This window comes from Commensalibacter papalotli (ex Servin-Garciduenas et al. 2014) (assembly GCF_000527695.1).
Lineage (GTDB): Bacteria > Pseudomonadota > Alphaproteobacteria > Acetobacterales > Acetobacteraceae > Commensalibacter > Commensalibacter papalotli.
The window spans coordinates 1,353,359-1,378,868 of the sequence record NZ_ATSX01000001.1 but is presented as its reverse complement, the minus strand read 5'-3'; the positions used below and the strand labels follow the sequence as shown (position 1 = coordinate 1,378,868).

Below are 25,510 nucleotides of genomic sequence, written 5' to 3'. Positions count from 1 at the left end.
AGCAAAGAAACCAACTATCTTTTGATAGTTGGTTTGCAGAATATTAAAAGGATAAAATCAAAGAAGATATTGAAAATTCTTCAATAATCTTAATCTAAAGGTGCTTCTTTTCGACGTTCGATGATTTCTTTGACATGCTCTTCAATAGCTTGGCCAATTTTATCGGCTTCGTTGGCAAAGATATGATTGGCTTTGGGTAATACGCGATAATCAACAGAAATGCCTTTTTGCGCATTTAGTTTTTCCACGAGTTTATCAATTTCCCCAACAGGAACCACAGTATCAGCCTCACCAGCAATCATTAATCCACCACAAGGGCAGGGTGCTAAAAAGTTAAAGTCATAATGATTAGCTAGTGGAGCAACGCTGACCCAACCCTGGATTTCAGGGCGACGCATCAAAAGCTGCATTCCAACAAAGGCTCCAAATGAATATCCACTGATCCATAATTCTCTGGAGTTTGTATTAGCCATTTGCAACCAATCCAGTGCAGCAGCAGCATCAGAGATTTCGCCAATACCACCGTCATACTCTCCCTGAGAACGTCCAACGCCCCGGGAATTATAACGTAATACGGAAAAACCCAAATTTTGAAAAGTTTGATACATCGTATAGGTAATACGATTATTCATAGTCCCCCCTTGTAAAGGATGGGGGTGAAGAATTAGCGCAAGAGGGGCATTGGGTTCATGAGAATGATGATACCGCCCTTCAAGACGACCTGCAGGACCTGCAAACATTACCTCTGGCATATGGTTATCCGTTAGTTTGACGAAAAATGATTAATCTAGGGTATTCAAAAATAATCACAGAGACTTACCTCTATAAAACCATTTTATATAAAGGAAAAGCATTTTTCTAGAATTTAATACTCTCTGTATGATAAAAATACACAATAATTGAATTATTATAGAATTTTAAAACATATTATAAAAATATCTTTTTTTAATTCTTTATATTTTGTTAAAATCCGAGGGGATTTTACAAATAAATTGAAATGATAAAGATTTAAAATGAAACAACCTGTTTATCTAGACGCCAATGCCAGTGAACCTGTCAGGGATTCTGTGTTATCTGAAATGGTTAAAGCGTTGCAAATAACAGGCAATCCCTCCTCAGTGCATGCGATGGGTCGGCGTTGTTATCATATGATTGAAGATGCAAGAGAAGTCGTTGCAGACCATTTTGGGGGAGATGTGCAAAATTGTATTTTTACCTCAGGGGGAACAGAGGCAGATATTTTAGCGATATATGGACAGATACAAAAACGACCTTTGTGGATTGGTGCGACCGAACATCCCGCAATCAGCCAAGTTGATTTGCCTAAAACGATTTTGCCAGTGACCAAAGAGGGCGTTATAGATCTGGTCTTTTTAGAGCAGCTTTTACAACAAGCTGAAACGCCACCGTTAGTATGTTTAATGTTAGCCAATAGCGAAACTGGGGTTATCCACCCTATAGAGCAAGCAGCGCAACTATGTCATGAATATGGGGCTTTGCTTCATATAGATGCTGTGCAGGCAGCAGGACGCATGAAGATCGATTTATCAACAATAGGGGCGGATAGTTTGGCGATTTCTGCTCATAAAATGGGTGGCCCTAAAGGTGTTGGTGCTTTGTTATTGGCAGCAGGAAATATCCGAGGCGCAAAATATCTGGAACCTTTGTTTATTGGTGGTGGTCAAGAGCAAGGTCGTAGAGGAGGAACTCAAGCTTTGCCAATGATAACAGGGATGGCAGAGGCGGTCAGATCCTCTTACATACAAGATCGTCGTATCATTGGGGAACTGCGTCATTTAATTGAGACAGCAGCAAAGCAAAAAGGAGCGGTGGTTTGTGGTGAAGGTGCGCCACGATTAGATAATACGTCTTGCTTGGCTTTTGAAGGCATAGTGGCACAGCGCCAGTTAATGGCGTTGGATATGGCTGGTTTTTGTGTTTCAACAGGCTCTGCATGTTCATCAGGTAAAGTAGGGAAATCACCTGTTTTAACAGCGATGGGGTTGGAGCATTTGGCAGGGTATAGTATTCGTATATCATTGCCTTGGAATATTACTGAAGCTGACGCAGAACAATTTATTGATGCGTATTGTCGTATGATTGTAGCCTAGTGCGACAAAGGATTAACTTGTTGGATCACGCGATATATCTTGATTATCAAGCGACGACGCCTTGTGACCCACGAGTCGTAGAGGAAATGCTTCCATATTTTTCTAACCTTTTTGGGAATGCACATTCTGAGCATGCTTTGGGACAACAAGCGAGTATAGGGGTTGAAAATGCACGTCAGCAAGTTGCTGATTTGTTAGGAGTTACTCCATCAGAGATTGTTTTTACCTCGGGTGCAACAGAAGCGAATAATATTGCTATTCAAGGCACAGTTAGATATTTACTAAAACAAGGAGCAACGGCAAGGCGTGTCATTACTATTGTTTCAGAGCATAAATCTGTTTTGGAAGTCGTAAATAGCCTTGCTGAATTGGGTATTGAAATTGTCACCTTGCCTGTTAATCGAGAGGGTATAGTTGACCAAGAAAACCTTAGAAAATCTCTGGAAATCCCTACATTATTGGTCAGTGTTATGGCAGCGAATAATGAGACCAGTGTGCTCCAGCCTATTACACGACTAGCGCAACTAGCGCATGAATATAGAGCTTTGTTTCATTGTGACATGGCACAGATCATCGGAAAAACGGTTGATCGGTTTTCTATGGAATATATCGATCTTGCTTCTATATCAGGGCACAAGTTTTATGGTCCCAAAGGGATTGGTACATTATATGTCCGCAGAAAACCAAGGGTGAGGGTGTCTCCTTTATTTTATGGAGGGTATCAAGAAAGAGGGTTACGTTCAGGGACTTTGCCCGTGCCTTTGATTGTTGGTTTGGGCAAGGCGTGTGAAATTGTAAAAAGGGAAGGACCTCAAGAAGCATTAAGGTTACAGCATTATAAGAATCAATTGCTTCAAGCGTTACAGTCTGAGTTTCCAAGGATACAAGTGAATGGTTCCATTGAAAATTCGTTGCCAGGTAGTATAAATTTATATTTTCCTGGGATCAGAGCCCTTGATCTTTTCAAAAGGATTCCACATCTTTATTTATCAACAGGATCTGCTTGCACGATATCTTCTTTGGTGCCATCTTATGTTTTAACGGCAATGGGAATTTCGGCAGAACAAGCTGTGCAAAGTTTTCGTTTGTCATTTGGACGTATGACCAAAAATACACAAGTAAAGCAAGTTATTGATGCTTTGACTTGTGCTTATGGTGAACTTATGGCAGGAAGATAATCATTTTTGTTTAAGGAAATATTAAAATGCCTCGTATGACTTTTATTGAACGTGATGGCACAGCACACGAAGTTGATGCGCCTGTTGGACTATCTGTTTTAGAAATTGCACATAAAAATGACATAGATCTAGAAGGTGCATGTGAGGGCTCTTTGGCTTGTGCGACGTGTCATGTTATTGTCGATGAAGTATGGTGGGATAAATTAAAAACCGCAGCTGAAGAAGAAGAAGATATGTTGGATATGGCATTTGGATTGGAAAAAACTTCTCGCCTTGGATGCCAAATTATTATGACCGAAGAATTAGACGGTCTTGTTGTACGTTTGCCGAGAATGTCATAAATCAATGCGTATTATGGTTGCCATGTCTGGTGGCGTTGACAGTTCTGTAACAGCTGCCCTTTTAAAAGAACAAGGACATGATGTCTTTGGTGCTACATTACAACTTTATGATGCGCGTGGTGTGGTTAAAAAAGGGTCTTGTTGTGCAGGGCAAGATATTCGTGATGCTCGCCGTGTTTCTGATCAACTGGGAATCCCACATTATGTGATTGATGCTGAAGATCGTTTCCACCAAACGGTGATTGATCGTTTTGCGCAATCATACACGCGTGGGGAAACGCCCGTTCCATGCATTGAGTGTAATCAAGGGGTTAAATTTACAGACCTTTTAAATATGGCCAGAGAACTTGGTGCAGATGCGATGGCAACAGGTCATTATGTGCGTAGGGTTGATGGAATAAATGGTGCAGAGTTGCATCGTCCCGTTGATATGAGCCGTGATCAGTCTTGGTTTTTATTTGCAACAACCTCGGATCAATTGGATTTTTTGCGCTTTCCATTGGGTGATATGGCGAATAAAGATGTTGTTCGCCAAGAAGCAGAGCGATTTGGTTTAACGGTTGCACAAAAATCCGATAGCCAAGATATTTGTTTCGTAACTGATAAATCTTATATTCAGATTGTGGAAAAATTATCCCCTGAAGGTCTTGAAAAAGGTGAAATCGTTGATGAAACAGGTGCTGTTTTAGGACAGCATGAAGGCATTGCGCATTATACAGTTGGTCAATCCAAACGTTTAGGAAATCTGGCGATGCGCCAAGGGGATAAACAAATGGTGTTGCGGATTGATCCGCAAACAAGACGGATTATTATTGGTGCTAAACAAGATGCTGGGCGTAAAGTTTTTTTCCTTCGTGATTTAAATTGGTTGATGCCTATTCCAGAGTATGAAATGCGTTGCAATGTGCAAATTCGTGCGCGTGAACAAGAGCGCTCTGCAACGGTCAGAATATTGTCAGATCAACGTGTCCAAGTAGAGCTAGATGAAACGGCAAATCCAGCACCAGGTCAAGCTTGTGTGTTCTATCAAGGCACAAGAGTGCTTGGTGGTGGATTTATTACTTTGGCTTAAAATCTTTAAAGTAATAATTTTTCTTTTCTTCTATATGGTGCTGTTGTATTACAGAAAATACATTAGAAAAGCTTTCTAGTTGTAAGTAATTAAATTTTATAGATTTGGATGACGCAATTGTTTTTGAAATCATCATTAACACAAATAAAATTACAGTTTTTTTATATTGTAATTTTATTAACGTTACTTTTTGGATGTATTAGCTTTCAATATGCTAATGCTGCTGTGCGGATTGGTTGGACTGATCAAGTAGACTTGGCTAAACTTGCTCAAGTTAATGGGACATATCGTAAAGCACTGGGAGAGCGTGTTGATTGGCAACAATATGATGATGAATTTAAAATGATTCATGATTTAGCTGTTGAGACTTTAGATATTGCCCCTGTAGGGTTAATCCCTTTGACTTCTGCCGTTACTGCAGGAGTTCAGGTGCGTATTATTGCGATTAGCTTTCAATATGGAAACAGTAGTGGATTAGTTGTACAAAACAAATCTGGTATTGATAAGCCAGAGGCTCTGATTGGTAAAAAAATTGCTGTTCCTTTCTTAACGTCTGCTCATTATAGTTTATTAAAAGCATTAGAGCATTGGAAAATAGACTTTCATCAAGTCCAGATAATAAATATGCCTGCCAATAAAATTGAGGATGCATGGAAAAAGCATGAAATTGATGGGGTTTATGCGGATGGGATATCATTATTGCATTTCCAAAAAGATGGTCATGTTTTAGTTACTTCTCAACAAGTAGCAGATTGGGGAAGTCCTACTTATACTTTTTGGGTAGTAATGGATAATGAGATTGTGTTGAAACCTTATTGGTTACAGCCTTTTGTAGAGGCTACATTAAAAATGGTTAAAGAATACAATCAAAACAAAGATAAATTAACAGTTAAATCTCAAGATATTATTAGTGTTGCACAATTATTAAAACTTTCACCAGAAGACACGCTGACTTTATTAAAGGGTAAAGAATATTTTGGACAAAGAGAGCAATCTCTTATTTTTACACGTCATTTACCTGGATACTTAAATCAAATTGGACTGTTTTTACGTGGTTTAAATGTTATGAATAATGTGTTATCTGATTATTTAATTTATATTTATCCAAGCTTCATTAATGATGCCAAAATTAAATAATTATATTATATAGTTATTAACGGAGGAGCTGTTCCCTCATGATGGGTAAAACATCAAGAATAATGACGGTTCTTCCGCCTAAAGAAGGGTTTTCACCTGGATGCGTGGGTGCAATTGGATTATTAGTTCAATGTTTGGCTCAACCTCAAGATTTGATTGTTGGTAAAGCTCTAGATTGTTTGCCTTTTGTTGGTTTGCATTATTTAGAAATTTCAAAAAGTTGGCATTCTCTTTTTATTCAAAGCAATGCATATCGTTATGGTGTTTCTCGTCTAGTTCAAAAATATCAACCTCGTTTAGTAGAAATTCATAATCGCCCAGAAATTGCATTATACATTGCTCAAAAGTATCCATATATTCCTGTAAGTCTGACATTACATAATGATCCTTTGTCGATGAGGGGATTAAAAAAAGATATAGATCGTCAGAAGATCATCGAAAAATTACATGTGGTTGCAGTCTCAGAGTGGGTAAAAGATCGCTTTTTATCAGGACAGGTCAAAGGAGGCGTTACGATATTGCCTAATTACATTGACTTTGAAAAGCTTCCTCAATATATCCCTATTTCCGAACGAAAAAAAAATATTTTATTTGTTGGTCGAGTTGTCGCAGATAAAGGGGCAGATATCTTTGTGGCACTTTGTTGTAAGCTGCTACAGGTTGATCCCTCATGGAATATTGAAATTATTGGTGCGGATCGTTTTAATTCCAATAGTCCAGAAACGCCCTTTATTCAAAAGTTACGTCATCAATTGCGACAGACACAGATTAAAATGGTCGGTTATTTACCTTATGATCAGGTATTACAAAAAATCTCAGAGGCATCAATTATTATTATGCCTAGTCGTTGGCCTGAGCCGTTTGGAATGACAGCTTTGGAAGCAATGGCTTGTGGAACACCTTTATTAGTATCTGCGGTTGGTGCATTGCCGAAAGTGGTTGGAAATGGTGCTTTGTTAATGGACCCAACCAATATTGAGCAGGCTTTTCAACAGCTAATACGGTTGGTGAAGAATCAAGATTTACGAGAGCAACTTTCTCTCTACGCAAAAGAACAAGCATATCACTATAATGCAGAGCAGGCTTTACAAGCGTTAAACTCTTTTAGAAAACAAATTTGTCCTCAATTGCAGGGTAATTTATAAAAAACGGTAAGAAAATTTTATGAATTTTATTCGTCGATTTCTGCACTATACTACCCTGAGCGCTGTCTTGGTTTTACCTATTTTTTTAACTCACTTTCGAGGCATAGCAGATGGATTGATCAGCTATGTTGCTATTTGTTTCTTATTTCACTGTTTCCTTGAAAAAGAGTGGGAGTGGAGTAAACAACTTTGGGTAATGTTTGCTTTGGTCTGGTGGGGATGGTTAGTAATTTGTACGATTCCTTTTGGATCTTTTTTTGGAGAAACCTCGAATGGGAATTTGTTGCAAGCAATGGGTGTCATCAGATTTCCTATTTTCGTTATTGCTTTACAACAGTGGGTTTTAAAAGAAAATAAGTATCGTAGGTGGTTAGCCTATGTAATTGCATTTTGTACTCTATACATTCTTTTGAATATGTTGGCACAACTTATAATTGGTTATAATATTTTAGGAATGCCGCGTTATTTTGATGGAACCTTGACGGGACCTTACGAGCACCCCAGAGCAGCGGCGCCGTTATCTAGAATGTTATTGCCAGTGATGCTGGCGGCTTGCGCATATTTAATATGGCAGTATAAAGGATATAAAGGGCAGCTATATGCGTTATTCACTTTGTTGTTTGCTGTAGCTATGATGGTTATGGCGGGCCAAAGAATGCCTTTTGGTTTATTTATTATGGGATTAGGAATAGCTGTTATTTGGTTAAAACCATTGCGTATTTTGGCTTTGGTAACGGTTGGGATTGTTCCAATTATTATTTTGATCACAGCATTTATATCGCCTGAAAGTTTCAATCACTTAGTTACCCATTTTATCGACCAAATGTCTCATTTTTCTTCTAGCCCTTATGGGTTGGTTTATACCAGAGCTGTGGTGATGGGGGCAATGAATCCTTGGGCTGGCCTAGGGTACGATGCATTTAAACATGCATGTGGTAATGCAATATATTTTCATGGGTGGCCTTTTTGGGATATAAACTCGGGAAATGGAGGTGGGGGAATTATTTGTTTAACTCATCCACATAATCATTATTTACAAGCGTTTATTGATGCGGGTATTCTTGGATTAATTTTATTTATCTTAACAATTATCAGTGCGCTTGTTGAATTGTGTAAAGGGTTGAATATTACAGTCACAACAAAAGCAGAAGCAATACGTAAAGCTTGGTGTGTTGGATTGTTTGCGGCAGTTTTTATCCATGAATGGCCTTTTGCATCAACCAGTAATTTTGTAAACATGCCATTAGGAGGATGGTTTTTCCTATTGCTGGGGATGGGTTTAGCTTATAGTTGGGATTATCAAATAAAATTAAAAGAAAGAGAAGATCAGTATGTCAGATATTAAAGAAACAGTTCCGGTTACCGTTTTAACGGGATATTTAGGCGCAGGAAAAACAACGTTACTCAATCATATTTTAACGCAACAGCATGGAAAAAAATATGCAGTGATTGTGAATGAATATGGAGAGTTGGGTATTGATAATGATTTAGTTGTTGATGCTGATGAAGAAATCTTTGAAATGAATAATGGATGTGTGTGTTGCACCATTCGTGGAGACCTTGTGCGTATTTTAGGCACCTTAATGAAACGCCGCACCAAATTTGATGGAATTATTGTTGAAACAACGGGGCTTGCTGACCCTGCACCTGTGGCTCAGACTTTCTTTGTTGATGAAGATGTTAAACAAAAAACAAGGTTGGATGCGGTAATTGCTGTGGTGGATGCACAGCATGTGATGCAAACTTTGGATGAGAGTAAAGAAGCGGTAAATCAAATTGCTTTTGCAGATGTTATTTTACTAAATAAAATTGATCTTGTTGATAGAGAGGCTTTAAAAAAAGTTGAGCAACGACTGAAAGCAATTAACCCTTATGTTGCTTTGTATCACACACAAAAAGGGCAGGTTGCTTTGGATAAAATATTGGATCGAGGTGGATTTGATCTTAAAAAAGCATTGACTTTGTCTCCTGATTTTCTTGAGGATAATCACGATCACGATCACGATCACGATCACGATCACGATCACGATCACGATCATCATAGTCATGCGGTTCATCATCATCATGGGGATGGGGTGACAAGTATTTCTTTGCTAGAGGATAAACCTTTGGATGCTAAGAAATTTGATTTTTGGATTGGATCCGTTTTACAGCAATTTGGTACAGAATTATTGCGCACCAAGGGAATACTGAATTTTTCAAATTCTGATGAGTGTTATGCTTTTCAAGCTGTTCATATGATGGCAGATGGTGATTTTATTCGCTCTTGGAAACCACAAGAAAAACGTTCTTCTCGGTTGGTTTTTATTGGTCGCCATTTAGATGAAAAAAAATTGCGCGATGGATTTAAAAATTGTGTCGCACGCTAAGCTAATATAGGAAAAAAAATGCAAGCGCCAATACAATTAATCGATAGTCGAGGCAAATACAAGCAAACTGATGGGAATATTATTAGTTCCGTGGTTTCACAAAATGGTCACTATGTTGCTTTTGCTACAGCTGATGGAGATTTGTGGCTTGTTGAGCGCAAAAACATCCAACAAGCTGAATTATGGCAGAAAATTCAACCCCATGAAGGGGGCATTTTATGTCTTTCACAAGATATAACCCCATCTGGTTTTATTACAGCAGGGGATGATAATCAGATTGTGCAAATAATCCCAGGGAAAGAGCCAGAGTTATTAGTCAAAACGAAGCGCTGGGTAGAGCATATGGTTACTTGGTTTGATAAAGAAGGTTCATCTTCTAAGGTTGCTTTCGTAGAAGGAAAGCAAGTTCATATTTATCAAGATCATTTTAATAAACCACTTTGTGTTTTGGAACATGATTCTACGGTTAGTGATTTAACGTTTAGTAAAGATGGTCAAAATTTGGCAACTTCTTATTATAATGGCGCCACATTATGGGCTATAAAAGATCAAAAAGCCGATAAAATTAAAGATTTTGTATGGAAAGGCAGCCATCTTGTTATTGCGTTGCACCCCAAAGAAGAAGCTATTGTCACTTCGATGCAAGATCATGATTTACATGGGTGGCGTATTTCTGACGCCCATAATATGCGTATGAGTGGGTATCCTGTAAAAGTGCAATCTTTAAATTTTTCTAATGATGGGAAATGGCTTGCAACAAGTGGTGCAGAATCTGTGGTGATGTGGCCATTTTTTGATGGTGGCCCAATGGGAAAACCCCCTACAGAGTTACCTGGTATTCCAGGAGGGTATTGCACCATTGTTAAATTTCATCCTGTTTATGGAGACTTATTAGCCGCAGGTTTTATTGATGGCAGTATTTTACTGATTAGCCCTGATGGTGAAAAGGTTTTACCCATTACGTTAGGGCAGGATAAAGATTTTGGATCAATTACTGCTTTAAATTTCGATATGGCAGGAAGCTTATTATTTTTCGGTACAGAAAAAGGTGTCATAGGGTTGGTTGATTTATCAGCATCAAATGAATAATTTTTGATGCTGTAATGATTAATTATCTACCTTGTTTTTGGATTTTATGAATAATGCGCCCAAGTTCATGACGCTCATCACAAAGTTGAAAAAGCTCTCTATTTGGCGCAGATTTCCCACGTAAAGATCCATGCCACAGAGAAACTAAAATCCCTGCTTGTTTCACTGCTTGAACAGCGGGGATTAAATCACCATCGCCCGTGGCGATAATGAGATGATCGATTTGTTTAGTTATAGATAATTGCATCATGTCAACAACCATAAGGATATCAACACGTTTTTGATGAAAGCTAAGTGCGTTGCTATCTTGATCTTCATAGCGTGATAAAGCACCAAGGCGAACTTCAAAGCGGGGTAAAAATTTAAGAGCCTCAAAAAAATTCATTTTTCCTTCATAAAGATTTTTATCATCTTCTGAAGTTGAAAAATCTAGATGAGGTAGGCAATTATAGTAAAAAGTTCTAAATAAACGATATTCACCAGTAATTTCTTTAACTAGTTTTTCATAGTTAATTTGTATATTTGGAAATTCTTGCCGTGTAATATATTCAATATATCCAGCATCAAGAAGAATAGCACAACGAGAAGGAATTTGCATTTTATTAACCATGTTATTCAATATTGTGCATATAATATGCGAATTATATTAAAAAAAACACCTTTTAATTTGAGTTGGTAACATTTTTTTTAAAAAAATTAGTTATATCTTTTTTACCATATAAGATTATCTTTTTTTAATTCATCTTCTGGTTCTACATGAATATTGATTGAAACAGATCCAATTGCATTTTTTATAGAAAGCTCAATGCGATCACAGATTTTATGAGCTGTATATACATTCATTGTGCCAGGAACGACCAAGTGAAAATCAATAAAAGTTATTGCACCGACTTGACGAAACCTGACCATATGAAAATCAAGGGCTTCGGGAGCATTCTTTTTAATAAGCTCGTAGATATGCTCTGTGACTTGTTTAGGTGGAGCCTGATCCATCAATCCGTTAAAGGATTCTGTTATAACTTGAAATCCCATACGTAAAACATTCAGGGCAATACAAAATCCTAATATTGCATCAAGAAGAGCCCATTGGATGAAAGGGATTAAAATAAACCCACAAATCAGCCCAACAGTGCTCCAAACATCAGATAATATATGTTGCCCTCCAGCGATAAGGGCAGGAGAGCAATATTTTTTTCCTACTTTTATTAGAACAATACACCAAATAAGATTAACGATCCCCGCAGAGCCGTTAAATAATATTCCAATAAAAGGAGCAGTGGGGAGTTTGGGATGTTGCCAAGCTAAGAAAGATTCATAAAAGATTAACCCAGCTGTGGTTACAACCAATAGCCCTTCAATAGCCGCCGAAATATACTCGGCTTTTTGATGACCATAAGGGTGTTGTCTGTCAGCAGGATGAGCAGCAAAAATTAACGCAATACATCCTAAGATTGCAGCTGCAACATTTATGAGTGTTTCCAGCATATCAGAATAAAAGGCAATACTGTTAGTGGTGTACCAAGCAAAATATTTTAAATATAAAACAAGAATACTGACAAAGATACTGCCAATACTGAACAATATCTTTTTGTCCTGAATAACTCTAAGAATCATAAATATAAATTTCTATTATTAAAAGATCAGTCTTGATAAAAAGAGATCAAACTGCTTCTGCATTTGCTAAAACGCAAGATTTAGCTTCGTTTTGTAATTCAATTTGGATTGTTGTATGTCCAATTTTGAATTTATCTTGCAGTTGTTGAGCTGTTACCGACAGAAAATCATCTAAACGGTGATCAACATTACTGACTAAATGCACGGTTAATGCAGTCTCAGTTGTACTCATTGCCCATATATGTAGATCGTGCAGATCTAAAATACTAGGTAAAGCACGTAAGTAACTTTCGACTTCTTTACGATTAATATTGGTTGGCACGCCATCGACAGCTAAGGCCACTGAATCTTTTAATAAGGACCATGTTCCCATAATGATAATAATGGATACAACCAAACTTATAATTGGGTCTAGGATATTAAACCCTGTAAATAGGATAATAATACCAGTAATAACGACCGCCAAGGATAATAAGGCATCATATGCCATATGTAAAAAAGCCCCTTTGATGTTAAGATCCTCTTTATGACCAGAGACAAACATCATGGCGGTTAAACCATTTATAATAACGCCAATCGCAGCAACAATGATAACCGTCCATCCGGCAACAGGTGCTGGATGAAAAAGGCGCTCAATGGCTTCCCATATAATACCACCTGTTACTATCAGTAAAATAACAGCATTGGTTAACGAAGCTAGAATAGAAGTTCTGCGATAGCCATAGGTAAAATTATCTGTGGGTCTTTTTTTGCTTAAAATTGCAGCGATCCAAGCGCAAGCCAGTGCTAAGATATCTGAAAGATTATGACCAGCATCTGCAAGTAGTGCCAGTGAATTCCCCCAAAACCCCCAAGCAGCTTCGGCAATAACATAAATTAGATTAAGGCTGATGCCAATTGCAAACGCCTTTCCAAAAGATTTCGGAACATGGTGATGTCCATGACTGTGAGAGTGCCCACCGCACTCTTGTTCGTGGTGATGATCATCATGATTGTGATCATGTTCGTGATGATGAGCAGAGTGATCGGACATGGTCAGGCAATCCTTTGGCAATCATGTTAAGTTATGTATATATTGAATTATAATGATAAATGCGCATTTATGCGCTTTGTGTTTACTGTATACTGATTCTTGTTATAAATATATATAGTTTTCTATAGTTTTAATAAGGTATGTGCTATGCATATCATAGACTTATTTTTCCTCTTAATATGTTAATAGTTATATAAAACGATGATACGAATCACTGAACTGAAACTACCCCTTAATCATAGCGATGAAGAGCTAAAAGAAGCTTTAAAACAACGTCTTTTAACGGATATTAAACAATACCACATTGTAAGGCGAGGATATGATGCACGTAAACGTGGGCATATTTTACTAGTCTATACAATTGATTGTGAAATTGAAGATGATGATGTTTGTTTAAATTTACATGCTCAAGATAAGCATTTACATAAAGCACCACAAGTGAAGTACCAGTTTGTTGTAGATCGTATAACAGGTGAAAAACTAGCTGGTCAGTCAAGTTACCAACGTCCTGTGATTATTGGTTCAGGTCCTTGTGGTTTTATGGCGGGGCTTTTATTAGCCCAAATGGGACTGCGTCCTCTAATTTTAGAGCGTGGTAAAGAGGTTCGTGAACGTACGGCGGATACTTTTGCATTTTGGCGCAAATCAGAATTTAATCCAGAAAGTAATGTTCAATACGGAGAGGGTGGCGCTGGAACGTTTTCAGATGGCAAGCTTTATACGCAGATTAGTGATCCTCATCATTATGGGCATAAAGTTCTAATAGAATTTGTGAAAGCAGGCGCACCAGAGGAAATCCTTTTTGTTTCCAAACCACATATTGGCACGTTTCGTTTGGTCAGTATGGTTGAACATATCCGCTCTGAAATTGAATCCTGTGGTGGGAGCTATCGTTTTAATACCCAAGTTACCTCTATTTTAATGGATAAAGATCGCCAAGTCGTTGGGGTGCGTTTAAAGACTGGTGAAGAGATTGCAACGCGTCATGTGATTTTGGCTACAGGGCATAGCGCCAGAGATATGATGGTTTCTTTGTATAATGATGGTGTGTCTGTTCAAGCCAAGCCATTTTCTGTCGGTGTGCGAATAGAGCATCCTCAGTCTATGATTGACCAAGTTCGTTTTGGACCGCAAGCAGGGCACAAGAAACTAGGGGCTGCGGATTATAAACTAGTTCATCACGCAGGTAATGATCGTGGAGTTTATTCTTTCTGTATGTGTCCAGGGGGAACTGTGGTTGCTGCTGCTTCAGAGCAAGGTGGTGTGGTTACAAACGGGATGAGCCAATATTCTCGTGCTGAAAGAAATGCTAATGCGGCTTTGGTTGTGAGTGTTGACCCGCAAAAAGACTATCCAGATGATCCATTGGCTGGGATAGATTTTCAAAGAAAGCTTGAACGAAAGGCTTTTGTGCTGGGTGGGTCTGATTACAAAGCACCCGTGCAAAGAGTAGAAGATTTTTTGGCAGGACGTGCCAGTAAAACCTTGGGTGATGTAATCCCCTCTTATAAACCTGGTGTTACTCCAAGTAACCTCATTGAAATTTTACCTAATTTTGTTGTAGATGCGATTAAGGAGGCGTTACCAGCGTTTAACCGTAAATTATCCGGGTTCAGCTTTGCAGACGCAGTGATGACAGGTGTTGAAACGAGAACTTCTTCTCCTATTCGTATCCCAAGGGGAGAAGATGGAAATAGTATTAATACTCGAGGTCTTTATCCTGCTGGTGAAGGTGCAGGTTATGCGGGGGGGATTATGTCAGCGGCTATTGACGGAATTAAAATGGCTGAAGTTGTAGCGAAAGATCTGATGAAGATATAATTAAGTTGAGTAGTGTGATCTTAGTAGAGAAAAATGGAGATTTAAAAAATTTAATGCTGGAATTGTAAACTTAATTGGCTCTATGGGAACGGTTAAAGGTATATCCTTGGACCAAAAATGATGCTTTGCTACCTTTGGATCAATTAGGTGATTTTGATACACCTATTTATTTATCTATGAAGATTGTAAATGGTGGTCCATATATCTTAGAAAATCGTAAAGACGAAGATCAAAAACAATTTGCTTAATCAATTGATAGCTTAATTAGAAAAGCCTTACTCTAAAGTAAGGCTTTTCTTTATGTTTAACTATGTTCTAGGTGTAAATAAAATAATACTAGCACCGATAAGGCAAATAATGGCACCAATAATATCCCATTTATCAGGGCGAGTATCCTCTATGACCCATAACCAGATAAGGGAGCAAATTATATAAATTCCGCCATAAACAGCATAGGCTCTCCCTGCCATATCGATATCAACTTTGGTTAATATCCAAGCAAAGAAAAGAAGAGATATTGCCCCTGGGAATAACCACAAAGGGGACTTTTCTAATTTGACCCAAGCCCAAAATGAAAAGCATCCTGCAATTTCTGCAAAAGCGGCTAAGATATAAAATACAAAAGACATTATTTAGTAATCAATTAATGAGAATAAAAATCAGGTAAATAGCACTCCATATAGGTTGCATTATCACCATAGGTTTTCAATTTTTCTTGTAAAACTTTATCTGGAATAATAGGGGAAAACCCATATTGTTTCCAAAAAGATACTGAATTTTGAATTGAAATTAAAGAAGCATGTTGAAATTGTTTTTGATAAGCTATTTTGGCGAAATGTTGGAATAATAATTTACCAACACCCATTCCTCTGGCTTTGGGATGAATGGCCAAATCATGTAAATATAAACAATCAGCATGCTGATCTATGACTTGTGTCTCACTGTGTAGTTGTGGAGGGTTTCCTAATGTCGCAGGAATGGACAATAAATAGCCTTTAATGTCGTCTTGACTATCTTTGGCAACAAAACAAGTTTCAGGACTAATATGTATTTTAGATATCATTGATTCCGCGGATTCTGGTTCTATTTCATGATAGCATAAATCTTGGATAGCTAAGATAGCATTGAGATCATGATCAGTAGCAGGAAAAATATTCATCTTAATTGTTTCGTAAAATAAATTAAAGTTGTTCTATGGTCATCGTTTATAACATTTTGTATAAAGATAATAAAGTCTGTAAAATCTTGTTTCTTTGATGTGAAAAGTTTAAAACAAATAGATATTAAATATACTTGCGTTAACATTTAACCTGGAATATTTTTGATGTGGGTGAGTTAGGATTTATAAAGTATGCAACGCTCTTTAGGTTTATTTTTTGTTATAGCTGGATGTTCTTTTGCTAGTACAGTGATGGCTGACACTGATATTATTGTTTTTCCAAATAAGCTTAATACCGATTTGATAAAGATGCATAAAGAAGCAGAACAAGGAAGTATAAAAGATCAATTTAATCTTGGCGTATTGTATCTTGAAGGCAAACAAGTTCCAAAAGATGACAAAAAAGCAGTTGAATATTTTCAAAGAGCTGCTCAACAAGGGGATGCTCAAGCTCAATATAATTTAGGATTAATGTATGTTGACGGCAAAGGTGTTTCCAAAGACTATGCCAAGGCGATTCAATATTTTCAAATGGCAGCTTATCAATATATGCCCCAAGCTGATTTTAATCTTGCACGGATGTATGATCGTGGTTTAGGGGTCCCGCAAAATGATCAAAGGGCGGCATTATGGTATAAAAGAGCTGCAGAACAAGGTCTTCCTGAGGCACAATATAATTTGGCATTGATGAATTATAAAGGTCAGGGAATGCCTGTAGATTATCGTGAAGCGTTAAATTTATTTAAAAAAGCGGCAAAGAAAAACCATGTGGATGCTGCATATAACTCGGGATTTATGTATGAAGAGGGTGTTGGAGTTTCTGCAGATAAAGAAAAGGCAAAATTATATTTTAAACAAGCTTGCGATTTAAAAAGTCAAGATGGGTGTAGAGAATATAATTTCTTAATACAAAATAATTAAGCTGTGTAAGATACGTCTTAATAATTTGTATTCTTAGTTACCACAATTAAAGAATTTATGGTTAGCTCTTTTATAAATTTAGTCTATTAGCCGTATTGTTCGAATATCAACAACGATTAATTACTGTTATTAAAAAACTGACAGAGATTTGTTCGTAGAATGAAATTATTATTTCATAAAATATAAATAAAATAAATAACCCTGTATTTCTTTGATCTTATAATATGGTATAGAATAAAACTAATTTCTTGATCTTATAACAAAAGCACTATTGAAACGATGGGGGCTGAATTGACGGATAAAATATTGGATAAGAAAATTGTCCAACGTGTTGCCAAACTTTCTTCTTTGGCAGTCAAAGAAGAAGAATTGACAATATATGCCACGGATTTAGGTGGAATTATCAATTGGATGGAACAATTAAACGAAGTTGACGTAAGCAATGTTCAGCCAATGGTTGGCACGGAAATTGCGCAATTACGCTTGCGCGAAGATGTGGTGACGGATGGGGATTGTAAAGAAGATGTTCTTTCCAATGCTCCTGAACGGATTGCCGATTTTTATGCTGTGCCAAAGGTGGTTGAATAATGTTAACGGGAATAAAAATTACCGAGGCAGTCGATGGATTGCGTCAAAAGAAATTCAGTGCCGAAGAATTAACCAAAGCACATGTGAATGCAATTAATACCCTGAATGACCGTATTAATGCCTATATTACGGTGACTGCGGACGCTGCGATTGAACAAGCCAAAGCAGCAGATCAAAAATTGGCAGCTGGGGATGCGCCTGCATTAACGGGTATTCCTTTGGCGATTAAAGATTTATTTTGTACCAAAGGTGTTAAAACCACCGCTGCCAGCCGTATATTGGAAAATTTTGTGCCTCCTTATGAAAGCACAGTAACCGCTAATTTATTACGTGATGGTGCGGTATTTTTGGGTAAAGTGAATCTTGATGAATTTGCGATGGGTTCTGGCAATTTAAATTCTGCCTTTGGTGCCGTGGAAAATCCATGGAAACGTCAAGGTGAGGATACCTTCCTTGTCCCTGGTGGGTCTTCTGGTGGTTCTGCTGCTGCGGTGGCTGCACAAATGGCAATGGGTGCGACTGGAACGGATACGGGTGGCTCTATTCGTCAGCCTGCGGCTTATTGTGGGATTACGGGGATTAAACCAACCTATGGTCGTTGCAGCCGTTGGGGCATTATTGCTTATGCAAGTTCTTTGGATCAAGCCGGCCCAATGGGGAAATCTGTTGAAGATTGCGCGATTATGTTACAATCTATGGCTGGATTTGATCCAAAAGACAGCACTTCTGTAGATAAAGAAGTTCCTGATTATCGTGCAGCGTGCAATCGTTCCTTAAAGGGGATGAAGGTTGGTATTCCGATGGAGTATCGCGCACCTGGTTTATCCCCAGAAATTGAAGCTGTTTGGCAGCAAGGGATTAACTGGCTTAAAGAAGCAGGCTGTGAAATTGTTGATGTGTCTTTGCCTCATACAAAATATGGGTTAGCAACTTATTATATTATTGCCCCTGCTGAGGCTTCTTCTAACCTTGCTCGATATGATGGCGTTCGTTATGGTCGTCGTGTAGATGGTGCAAGCCTTGATGAGCTTTATGCCAATACGCGTGGTGCTGGTTTTGGTGATGAAGTTAAACGTCGTATCTTGATGGGAACTTATGTGCTTTCTGCGGGATATTATGATGCGTATTATTTGCGTGCGCAAAAAGTGCGTAAATTGATTTATCAAGATTTCATGAATGTGTTTGATAAAGTGGATGTGTTATTAACCCCAACCGCACCAACCGCAGCCTTTGCCAAAGGTGAAAATCTAGACGATCCTGTGCAAATGTATCTGAACGATATCTTTACGGTTCCCGCCAGCATGGCTGGTGTGCCTGGCCTTGCCATTCCTGCTGGATTAAGCAGCCAAGGATTGCCTTTGGGATTACAGTTATTAGGCCGTCCTTTTGGTGAGGAAACATTGTTTGCGGTTGGCTCTGCAATGGAAAAAGCAGCTAACTTTACCCATAAACCCACTCTTTGTGCTGGAGGTTCCCTATGAGTTATATGATTGAAGGTTCAACGGGTGCTTGGGAAGTGGTCATTGGGCTGGAAGTTCACGCCCAAGTCATCAGTAAAGCCAAATTATTCTCTGGTGCATCAGCACATTTTGGTGCGGATCCAAATACTCATGTTAGCTTGGTTGATGCTGCATTTCCAGGAATGTTGCCTGTATTAAACCGTGAATGTGTGGATCAAGCCATTCGCACAGGTCTTGGGTTAAATGCCAAAGTTAACTTAATGAGCCGTTTTGACCGTAAAAATTATTTCTATGCCGATTTGCCTCAAGGCTATCAGATTTCTCAATTCGAGTTTCCGATTGTAGGTGAAGGCACGATTGAAATTGAATTGGATGATGGTTCCGTTAAGAATATCGGCATTACCCGTTTGCATTTAGAGCAAGATGCGGGGAAATCCATTCATGATTTAACCCCCAAAGAAACCGTTGTTGATTTAAACCGTTCAGGCGTGGCATTGATGGAAATCGTCAGTGAACCTGATATGCGCTCACCTGAAGAAGCTGGGGCTTATCTTCGTAAAATCCGTGCGATTGTGCGTTATCTTGGCACGTGTGATGGAAATATGGAAGAAGGCTCTATGCGTGCAGACGTGAACGTGTCTGTACGCAAACCAGGCGAAGACTATCGCACGCGTTGTGAATTAAAAAATATCAACTCCATTCGTTATGTGATGCAAGCGATTGAGATCGAAGCAAAACGCCATATTGAAATTTATGAAAATGGTGGTGAAGTCGATCAAGAAACTCGTCTTTTTGATGTGGCTCGCGGAGAAACTCGTACGATGCGTAGCAAAGAAAATGCGCATGATTATCGTTATTTCCCAGATCCAGATTTATTGCCTTTGATTGTTGAACAATCTCATGTGGATCATTTAAAATCAACTTTGGCTGAATTGCCTGATGATAAACGTAATCGTTTCCAGTCTGATTATGGATTGCCTCGCTATGATGCTAATGTTTTGGTTGCTGAGCAAGATATTGCGAACTTCTTTGAAAAAGTTGCAAAGGGTCGTGATGGTCGTATGGCATCCAATTGGGTTACAGGTGAGTTATTTGCTGTTTTAAATAAGCAAGGTTTAACAATTCATGAAAGCCCTATCAGTGCAGATGCGCTAGGTGCGTTGTTGGATTTGATTGCTGACAACACCATTAATGGTAAAATTGCCAAAGAAGTATTTGAAGATATGGTTGAAACAGGGGATATGCCTGGCGATATCGTTGAGCGCAAAGGCTTAAAGCAAGTTACTGATACGGGTGCGATTGAAAAGGTTATTACAGAGATTTTAGCTGCTAATCCTGATAAAGTTGAACAGTATAAATCAGGTAAAGATAAATTATTTGGTTTTTTTGTTGGACAAGTCATGAAGGTGATGCAAGGCAAAGCCAACCCTGCCATTGTGAATGATCTTTTGAAAAAACAATTATCTTAAAAAAAGTAAAAAAGTAAATTGACAGCTTCTTAATAAACGATTAGAACCATATCAGAGCAAACGCCGTGTTACTAAGCAACTCTTCTTGCGGAGGGGTGGCCGAGAGGCTGAAGGCGGCGGTTTGCTAAACCGTTGTACGATGTAAGTCGTACCGTGGGTTCGAATCCCATCCCCTCCGCCATATATCTATACATTTTCCTACAAAACATCATAAACTCTACAACAACAGCTGTTTTTTGCTTTTTTACTGAGCAAACTCGTACAAAGTTAAGCATTTTAAAGCAAAGAATTAGTTGGTATTATTGTTGGTATGGGATTAATTTTGTTGGTATTATCCTATTATGTTGACAGATAAACAAATAAAAGCCTTTAAACCAGAAGCTACTGATAAAAAGAAAACTGATGCCCAAGGACTGTATTTTCAGGTTAAGAAAAACGGGTCCAAACTTTGGCAAATGGCATATCGCTTTAATGGTAAACGAAAAGTTTTGTCTTTTGGAGCTTATCCTCTTGTATATTTAGCTGAAGCTAGACAGGTACGAGATGATGCTAAGCGTGAGGCTGGTAAATAATATCGACCCTGGACTTACCAAGAAGCAAAGAAAAGACATTAAATCTACACAACAGGGTAATACATTTGAGAATATTCGATTTATTATACTATTTTTTATTATAATATATAAATTAATAATATCGATATTTAATATATATATAGATTTTTTGATCAAAATAGAGTATATTATTACTAGTATAAAATATTTATAAGTTAATTATATAGGTGCATTAAGCACCTTTTTTATTTTAAAAGCCGCTCAAATTATTGAGGCGGCTTTTTTTATTTCTAGTATATTAAAAGGAATGACACGGCATGTCTTGTAATTTAAGGCCAGTGATTGTTATATTACCCAGTGGGTGTTTAGGGAATAAGGTTATAGAATTGCCTTGTAAATCACCAATAGAAGAGATTTTCTATAATTTTTCTGTTGTTAATCGGATGAAGGCAACAGATAGTATTATTAATATTGTTGGACAGCCTTCTGATCAAAAAATGACTATTGATGAAATCACCTTTACTGGGAAAACATTTAGATGTCGTATTGGTGGGGGAAGTCTGAATACAAAAACGGGTATTCGTTTTCTTATTATGACTAAAGAAAACGAAGTTATAGAATTTGTATGCACTTTGACAGTCATGTCTGAAGGGATTATATCGCAAGAACAAGAAGATAAAATTGTTTTGGGAGATACTGGTCCTGCGGGTACGATTACGATTGGTAAAGTGTCGACAGTTTCCCCTGATCAACCAGCAGTTGTTACAAATGTTGGTATTCCAAGTGCTGCTATTTTGAATATTGATATTCCTCATGGAGAGGAAGGTGTTACCCCAACAATTATAGCAGGGATAACGACAACCTTATCTGCTGGACAAGATGCCAAGGTAACTGCGGTTACTTCTGGCACTACAACTCAGTTTAACTTTGCGTTACCTCAAGGCTTTAAAGGGGATGCTGGGTCTTGGTGGTATTCTGGAATAAAAGCACCAGATGAAACCGTCGGTCTTGAAGATAAACGTGGTATGCCTCGTCCAGGAGATATGTATTTGTTACTCGATAATGATGGGCATAATGCGAGTACTTATATTTTTACCAATGATAATAAATGGGAGGGCCCTTTGGCAACAGTTGCTGGCCCTCAAGGTGCTCCTGGAAAAGATGGACTTACACCTACTATTGTTATTGGTAAGATTGAAACACTTAATTCTGATTTAGAGGCAACTGCAGAAATAATTACAGATGATAATAACAACAATATCCTAAATCTTGGGCTGGTCAAAGGTAAACAAGGAATAACACCTACCATTCAAGTGGGAACAGTCAGTACAATATCAGATGATCAACTAGCTGCTGTAACTGCCACTACAAATCAAACTACTACGACTTTTGATTTCTCTATTCCACAAGGAAAACAAGGGGTCAGTTTTATTAATGATGGAACTGTTGATGCAAAAGTTAAATCTATTGTTTCTGATGATGGGTTAATTCAATCAGATGGTAATGGTAATCTTACATTCTATAAGAATCAAACCAATTCAACAGGAGAAGTCTCATTAGTAACAGCTTTTAAAATTACTCCAAAAGGGAATGTTATTGATGATAATAATCTCTATTCAATACTCTCAATAGTAGATGAAAAATTTACAATAGATTGTGAGGGTAATATTTATTCAAAGGGAGGAATATTTGTTGATAATGGTAATATAATTTCTGGAGGAGAGGGAACCCTAAAACTACAAGCTTTAGAAGTTGGGCAAGTAAATAATTCTGGAAAATCTGGATCTATAAGTTTAAGAGATGGAAAAACAACTAATCAATCAGATGCTTCAATTTCAGTTCTAGATGGGAGTGGTGAAAAAGACAAGTTTGATAGTGGTACTATACGATTATCATCTAAAGAGGTCAATATTGTTGGTCTTTTGTCGTTCGGAGTAAGTGGTTCAAAAATAAAAAATAATGGTGCTGCAGAGCTTTCTTGTATTGAGCTTGGTAATAATTCTACTGGGGCTGGATATATTGATTTTCATACGACTTATCTTAATGAAGATGGTAAGGCAAACGATTATGATGCCAGAGTTTCAGTAGATAATATATCAGGTTTAAATGGCAAGGGTAATTTATCTATAATTGCTGAATTAGTAAGAGCTTCATCAAATTTAACTGTTGGCAAAAATTTGATTGCAGTAGGTACAGCGAGCCTAGATAATGATAAAATTCAAACCGATGGAAAAGGAAATATAAGTATTTCAGGTAGCATCAGCGCTGCTAGTGGGTATTGTAAAATTGCGGGAAACGGTAGTTTAAATGCAAGATGTATAGAGCTTGGTGGTAATGGTATGGAGGCTGGTTATATTGATTTTCATACAACTTACTTAAATGCCGACGGCAAAGCAAATGATTATGATGTTAGAGTTATTGTAGACAATACATCAGGATTAACTTCTCCTGGAATGGGTAGGTTAAGAGTTATAGGTGATATTACAGCCACAAAATCACTTAATATTGGAGATTCATTGTCGATAAAAAACCAATTGACAGTTGGAGGTCTATTTCAAGCTCAAGGTTATTCACAATTTGATAACAATACGATTTTTACTGATGGAAAAGGTAAAATGTCGTTTTATGATCAAACCAATAAAAAAACTAAAATTTACATGAGTTATAATGATGGAATTAACGTTCAAGAAGGTTTGCCTTTAACATTAAGTAACTATACTTCTGATGGGTCCATTAAATCTGCGAGGTTGAGATATACAGGTACACCAACTGATAATATCGTAAGTATTGACAGCACAGATGGCACTGGGGCTATGATAGCATGTAATAAGATAAAGGCTAATCGTTCAATATCAACATATAATGATAATACATATACTCGATTATGCCCTGTTATTTACGATGCTTCTGTAGCTATCGGTTTGGATAATGGATTACCTAATACTGTTACAACGGGATATGTTGTTGCCTGTAAAAATTTAATGGTTAATGGAAAAGTTTCTCAAGATATACTTTTTGTTCGTGCAAATAAAGACTACCCCGCGGTGTTAACTGATTGGGATGTGATTGGTGTAAGTACTCTAGGTCTAAAAATTGATGATTTGCAAGATGGTCATATGGAGTTAAAAGTAAAAACAATTATTTCTCAACTCCCTTTAACAACTGATATAAGTACAACTGATTTAAAACCACGTATGCAAGCTTGGAATGAAGCACAGAACATGCCTTGTTGGTGGGATGGTGATCATTGGAATGGCACTATTTCATCATCAAAATCGTCTAATACGTTTACTTATATAGGGTCTGGTTTTTTATTGCTTAGTCGTGGAAATTCATATGTTCAACCAGCTTGGGTTGCTGTCAATGAAGGGGCTTTGCCCCCTAAAACCTCTATGGGTGAAGGGTATCAATTTTGGAATAACTCAGAGTCTTTATGGGTATCTCCAACGGATGGTGTTTTGCATTTAGATTATAATATTTCATTTAATGATAATTCGGGGACGGGGGTTGATGGAACAATTTTCCAAGAGCATGATGAATTATGGGTATGTGTATGTAAGAAAACTAACCCTGCTATTTGGTTGCCGTCTAGTTTAGTGAAACATAGTTTAAAACCATATAGTATTTTAAAATCCGATAATAAAACAGTATATAAACCAAGTGATATTTTAAATGGATCACTTTCATACCCTGTTAAAGCTGGTGATCAATTGCAAATTAAGATAGCATGGTTTCCTAAGCAACTTTTTACATCTTCAGACTGGTCGCAAAGAATACAAATTTCTGAAGGACGATTTAGTTTTTATGTAAGCTGATGAATGGTTTGTGAAGTCATACTCAGTTAAAGTTATTTGATTGTTTGATCAAATAATCTTATTATTTTAATAAGATGGGTTAATCTATCTTTATTCTAATTTTTTCAAAGCCGTTCAATGTATTTGGACGGTTTTTTTGTTTTAATTATATAAAAGGACGAAAATTATGTCTACTAATCAAGAGTGTCTAAATAACAAAAATTTATCTAATGCACATGTTCTACAAGCTTTTCCTCTGACTGAATGGTATGGAACTGCATTTGATTTTCAGGTAAAACTCTATAATAATATTGTCATTAAATGGAATGCTAATGAAGCAACATTAAATATTACTCATAATTGGATATATCCTCAAGAAGGAGGGTATATTGCTATTCCCAACGACAGAATATTGTTCAATGAAGATGATGGTCGTGCAATTACCTTTAATACCCCTTTGACTTTAAAAAAGGAAAAAGATCGTATGCTACGTTTTTTTAGTGTAGGAGGTGATAGTTTAAAAATCTGGTTTGGCAATAACATTCAGATTTCTTATGTGTGCGCGGGTATTGTAGAAGGTTCTTAATATTGAAGTAGATACTAACTATTAAAAAGAAGTTAATTTTATTTATAATTTTATATTAAAATATTATAAATA

24 protein-coding genes and 1 tRNA gene are annotated in these 25,510 nt (G+C 37.4%); 19 read left to right on the top strand and 6 right to left on the bottom strand.

Going from position 1 to position 25,510, the window contains the following annotated elements:
- Positions 1–89: 89 nt before the first annotated feature.
- Positions 90–752, bottom strand: coding sequence for an alpha/beta hydrolase (locus COMX_RS06240; protein WP_034338219.1), 663 nt, complete (start codon positions 750–752; stop codon positions 90–92).
- A gap of 261 nt (positions 753–1,013) precedes the next feature.
- Between COMX_RS06240 and COMX_RS06235 the strand changes: the two genes are divergently transcribed.
- From COMX_RS06235 to COMX_RS06195, 9 genes are all read left to right on the top strand, one after another.
- The gene (locus COMX_RS06235; RefSeq protein ID WP_034338216.1) at positions 1,014–2,111 is read left to right on the top strand and encodes a cysteine desulfurase family protein; all 1,098 of its coding nucleotides are present in this window, start codon (positions 1,014–1,016) and stop codon (positions 2,109–2,111) included.
- Positions 2,112–2,131: 20 nt separating this feature from the next.
- Positions 2,132–3,289: a cysteine desulfurase family protein gene (locus COMX_RS06230; protein ID WP_051461920.1), complete on the top strand. Its 1,158-nt coding sequence runs from the start codon at positions 2,132–2,134 to the stop codon at positions 3,287–3,289.
- A gap of 26 nt (positions 3,290–3,315) precedes the next feature.
- On the top strand, positions 3,316–3,630 hold the full coding sequence (locus COMX_RS06225) for a ferredoxin family 2Fe-2S iron-sulfur cluster binding protein (RefSeq protein ID WP_034338213.1): 315 nt from the start codon (positions 3,316–3,318) through the stop codon (positions 3,628–3,630).
- A gap of 4 nt (positions 3,631–3,634) precedes the next feature.
- Complete coding sequence (gene mnmA, locus COMX_RS06220; RefSeq protein WP_034338210.1) at positions 3,635–4,702, top strand: tRNA 2-thiouridine(34) synthase MnmA; 1,068 nt, start codon at positions 3,635–3,637, stop codon at positions 4,700–4,702.
- A 108-nt stretch (positions 4,703–4,810) separates the two neighbouring features.
- Positions 4,811–5,839 carry a taurine ABC transporter substrate-binding protein gene (locus COMX_RS06215; protein WP_034338207.1) on the top strand — a complete coding sequence of 343 codons (1,029 nt, stop codon included), beginning with the start codon at positions 4,811–4,813 and terminating at the stop codon, positions 5,837–5,839.
- Positions 5,840–5,877: 38 nt separating this feature from the next.
- The gene (locus tag COMX_RS06210; protein WP_034338204.1) at positions 5,878–6,984 is read left to right on the top strand and encodes a glycosyltransferase family 4 protein; all 1,107 of its coding nucleotides are present in this window, start codon (positions 5,878–5,880) and stop codon (positions 6,982–6,984) included.
- Positions 6,985–7,003: 19 nt separating this feature from the next.
- Positions 7,004–8,329, top strand: coding sequence for an O-antigen ligase family protein (locus COMX_RS06205; protein WP_051461919.1), 1,326 nt, complete (start codon positions 7,004–7,006; stop codon positions 8,327–8,329).
- Positions 8,316–9,353, top strand: coding sequence for a CobW family GTP-binding protein (locus COMX_RS06200; RefSeq protein WP_034338201.1), 1,038 nt, complete (start codon positions 8,316–8,318; stop codon positions 9,351–9,353). The genes COMX_RS06205 and COMX_RS06200 overlap by 14 nt, the downstream gene beginning before the upstream one ends.
- Before the next feature lie 18 nt (positions 9,354–9,371).
- Positions 9,372–10,442 (top strand): WD40 repeat domain-containing protein, encoded by a 1,071-nt coding sequence (locus tag COMX_RS06195; protein WP_034338198.1) that lies wholly within the window; start codon positions 9,372–9,374, stop codon positions 10,440–10,442.
- A 22-nt stretch (positions 10,443–10,464) separates the two neighbouring features.
- On the opposite strand, the gene COMX_RS06190 is transcribed toward COMX_RS06195, so the two are convergent.
- From COMX_RS06190 to COMX_RS06180, 3 genes are all read right to left on the bottom strand, one after another.
- Positions 10,465–11,040, bottom strand: a complete 576-nt coding sequence (locus COMX_RS06190) for an NYN domain-containing protein (protein WP_034338195.1) — start codon at positions 11,038–11,040, stop codon at positions 10,465–10,467.
- A gap of 113 nt (positions 11,041–11,153) precedes the next feature.
- Positions 11,154–12,056 (bottom strand): cation diffusion facilitator family transporter, encoded by a 903-nt coding sequence (locus tag COMX_RS06185; protein ID WP_034338192.1) that lies wholly within the window; start codon positions 12,054–12,056, stop codon positions 11,154–11,156.
- Between the two features lie 46 nt (positions 12,057–12,102).
- Positions 12,103–13,089 (bottom strand): cation diffusion facilitator family transporter, encoded by a 987-nt coding sequence (locus tag COMX_RS06180; protein ID WP_034338189.1) that lies wholly within the window; start codon positions 13,087–13,089, stop codon positions 12,103–12,105.
- 201 nt (positions 13,090–13,290) lie between these two features.
- Between COMX_RS06180 and COMX_RS06175 the strand changes: the two genes are divergently transcribed.
- Entirely contained in the window at positions 13,291–14,910 is a 1,620-nt protein-coding gene (locus COMX_RS06175) for an NAD(P)/FAD-dependent oxidoreductase (protein ID WP_034338186.1), read from the top strand.
- Between the two features lie 74 nt (positions 14,911–14,984).
- Complete coding sequence (locus COMX_RS11090) at positions 14,985–15,158, top strand: hypothetical protein (protein WP_161631852.1); 174 nt, start codon at positions 14,985–14,987, stop codon at positions 15,156–15,158.
- 60 nt (positions 15,159–15,218) lie between these two features.
- Here the strand turns inward: COMX_RS11090 and COMX_RS06170 are convergent, their stop codons facing one another.
- Complete coding sequence (locus COMX_RS06170) at positions 15,219–15,539, bottom strand: YnfA family protein (RefSeq protein ID WP_034338183.1); 321 nt, start codon at positions 15,537–15,539, stop codon at positions 15,219–15,221.
- 14 nt (positions 15,540–15,553) lie between these two features.
- The gene (locus COMX_RS06165; RefSeq protein ID WP_034338181.1) at positions 15,554–16,069 is read right to left on the bottom strand and encodes a GNAT family N-acetyltransferase; all 516 of its coding nucleotides are present in this window, start codon (positions 16,067–16,069) and stop codon (positions 15,554–15,556) included.
- 192 nt (positions 16,070–16,261) lie between these two features.
- Here COMX_RS06165 and COMX_RS06160 point away from each other — a divergent pair, with 192 nt between their 5' ends.
- From COMX_RS06160 to COMX_RS06125, 8 genes are all read left to right on the top strand, one after another.
- Positions 16,262–16,990, top strand: a complete 729-nt coding sequence (locus COMX_RS06160; protein WP_051461918.1) for a tetratricopeptide repeat protein — start codon at positions 16,262–16,264, stop codon at positions 16,988–16,990.
- A 279-nt stretch (positions 16,991–17,269) separates the two neighbouring features.
- Entirely contained in the window at positions 17,270–17,578 is a 309-nt protein-coding gene (gene gatC, locus COMX_RS06155; RefSeq protein WP_034338178.1) for an Asp-tRNA(Asn)/Glu-tRNA(Gln) amidotransferase subunit GatC, read from the top strand.
- Positions 17,578–19,059, top strand: coding sequence for an Asp-tRNA(Asn)/Glu-tRNA(Gln) amidotransferase subunit GatA (gene gatA / locus COMX_RS06150; protein WP_034338175.1), 1,482 nt, complete (start codon positions 17,578–17,580; stop codon positions 19,057–19,059). The genes gatC and gatA overlap by 1 nt, the downstream gene beginning before the upstream one ends.
- A complete protein-coding gene (gene gatB, locus COMX_RS06145) occupies positions 19,056–20,507 on the top strand; it encodes an Asp-tRNA(Asn)/Glu-tRNA(Gln) amidotransferase subunit GatB (protein WP_034338172.1) in 1,452 nt (483 codons plus the stop codon). The genes gatA and gatB overlap by 4 nt, the downstream gene beginning before the upstream one ends.
- An 89-nt stretch (positions 20,508–20,596) precedes the next feature.
- Positions 20,597–20,688 (top strand) — tRNA-Ser (locus COMX_RS06140).
- Between the two features lie 160 nt (positions 20,689–20,848).
- A complete protein-coding gene (locus COMX_RS06135; protein WP_051461917.1) occupies positions 20,849–21,079 on the top strand; it encodes an Arm DNA-binding domain-containing protein in 231 nt (76 codons plus the stop codon).
- A gap of 296 nt (positions 21,080–21,375) precedes the next feature.
- Positions 21,376–24,873, top strand: a complete 3,498-nt coding sequence (locus COMX_RS06130) for a phage fiber-tail adaptor protein (RefSeq protein ID WP_034338169.1) — start codon at positions 21,376–21,378, stop codon at positions 24,871–24,873.
- 166 nt (positions 24,874–25,039) lie between these two features.
- Positions 25,040–25,438, top strand: a complete 399-nt coding sequence (locus tag COMX_RS06125) for a hypothetical protein (RefSeq protein WP_034338167.1) — start codon at positions 25,040–25,042, stop codon at positions 25,436–25,438.
- Positions 25,439–25,510 lie beyond the last annotated feature (72 nt).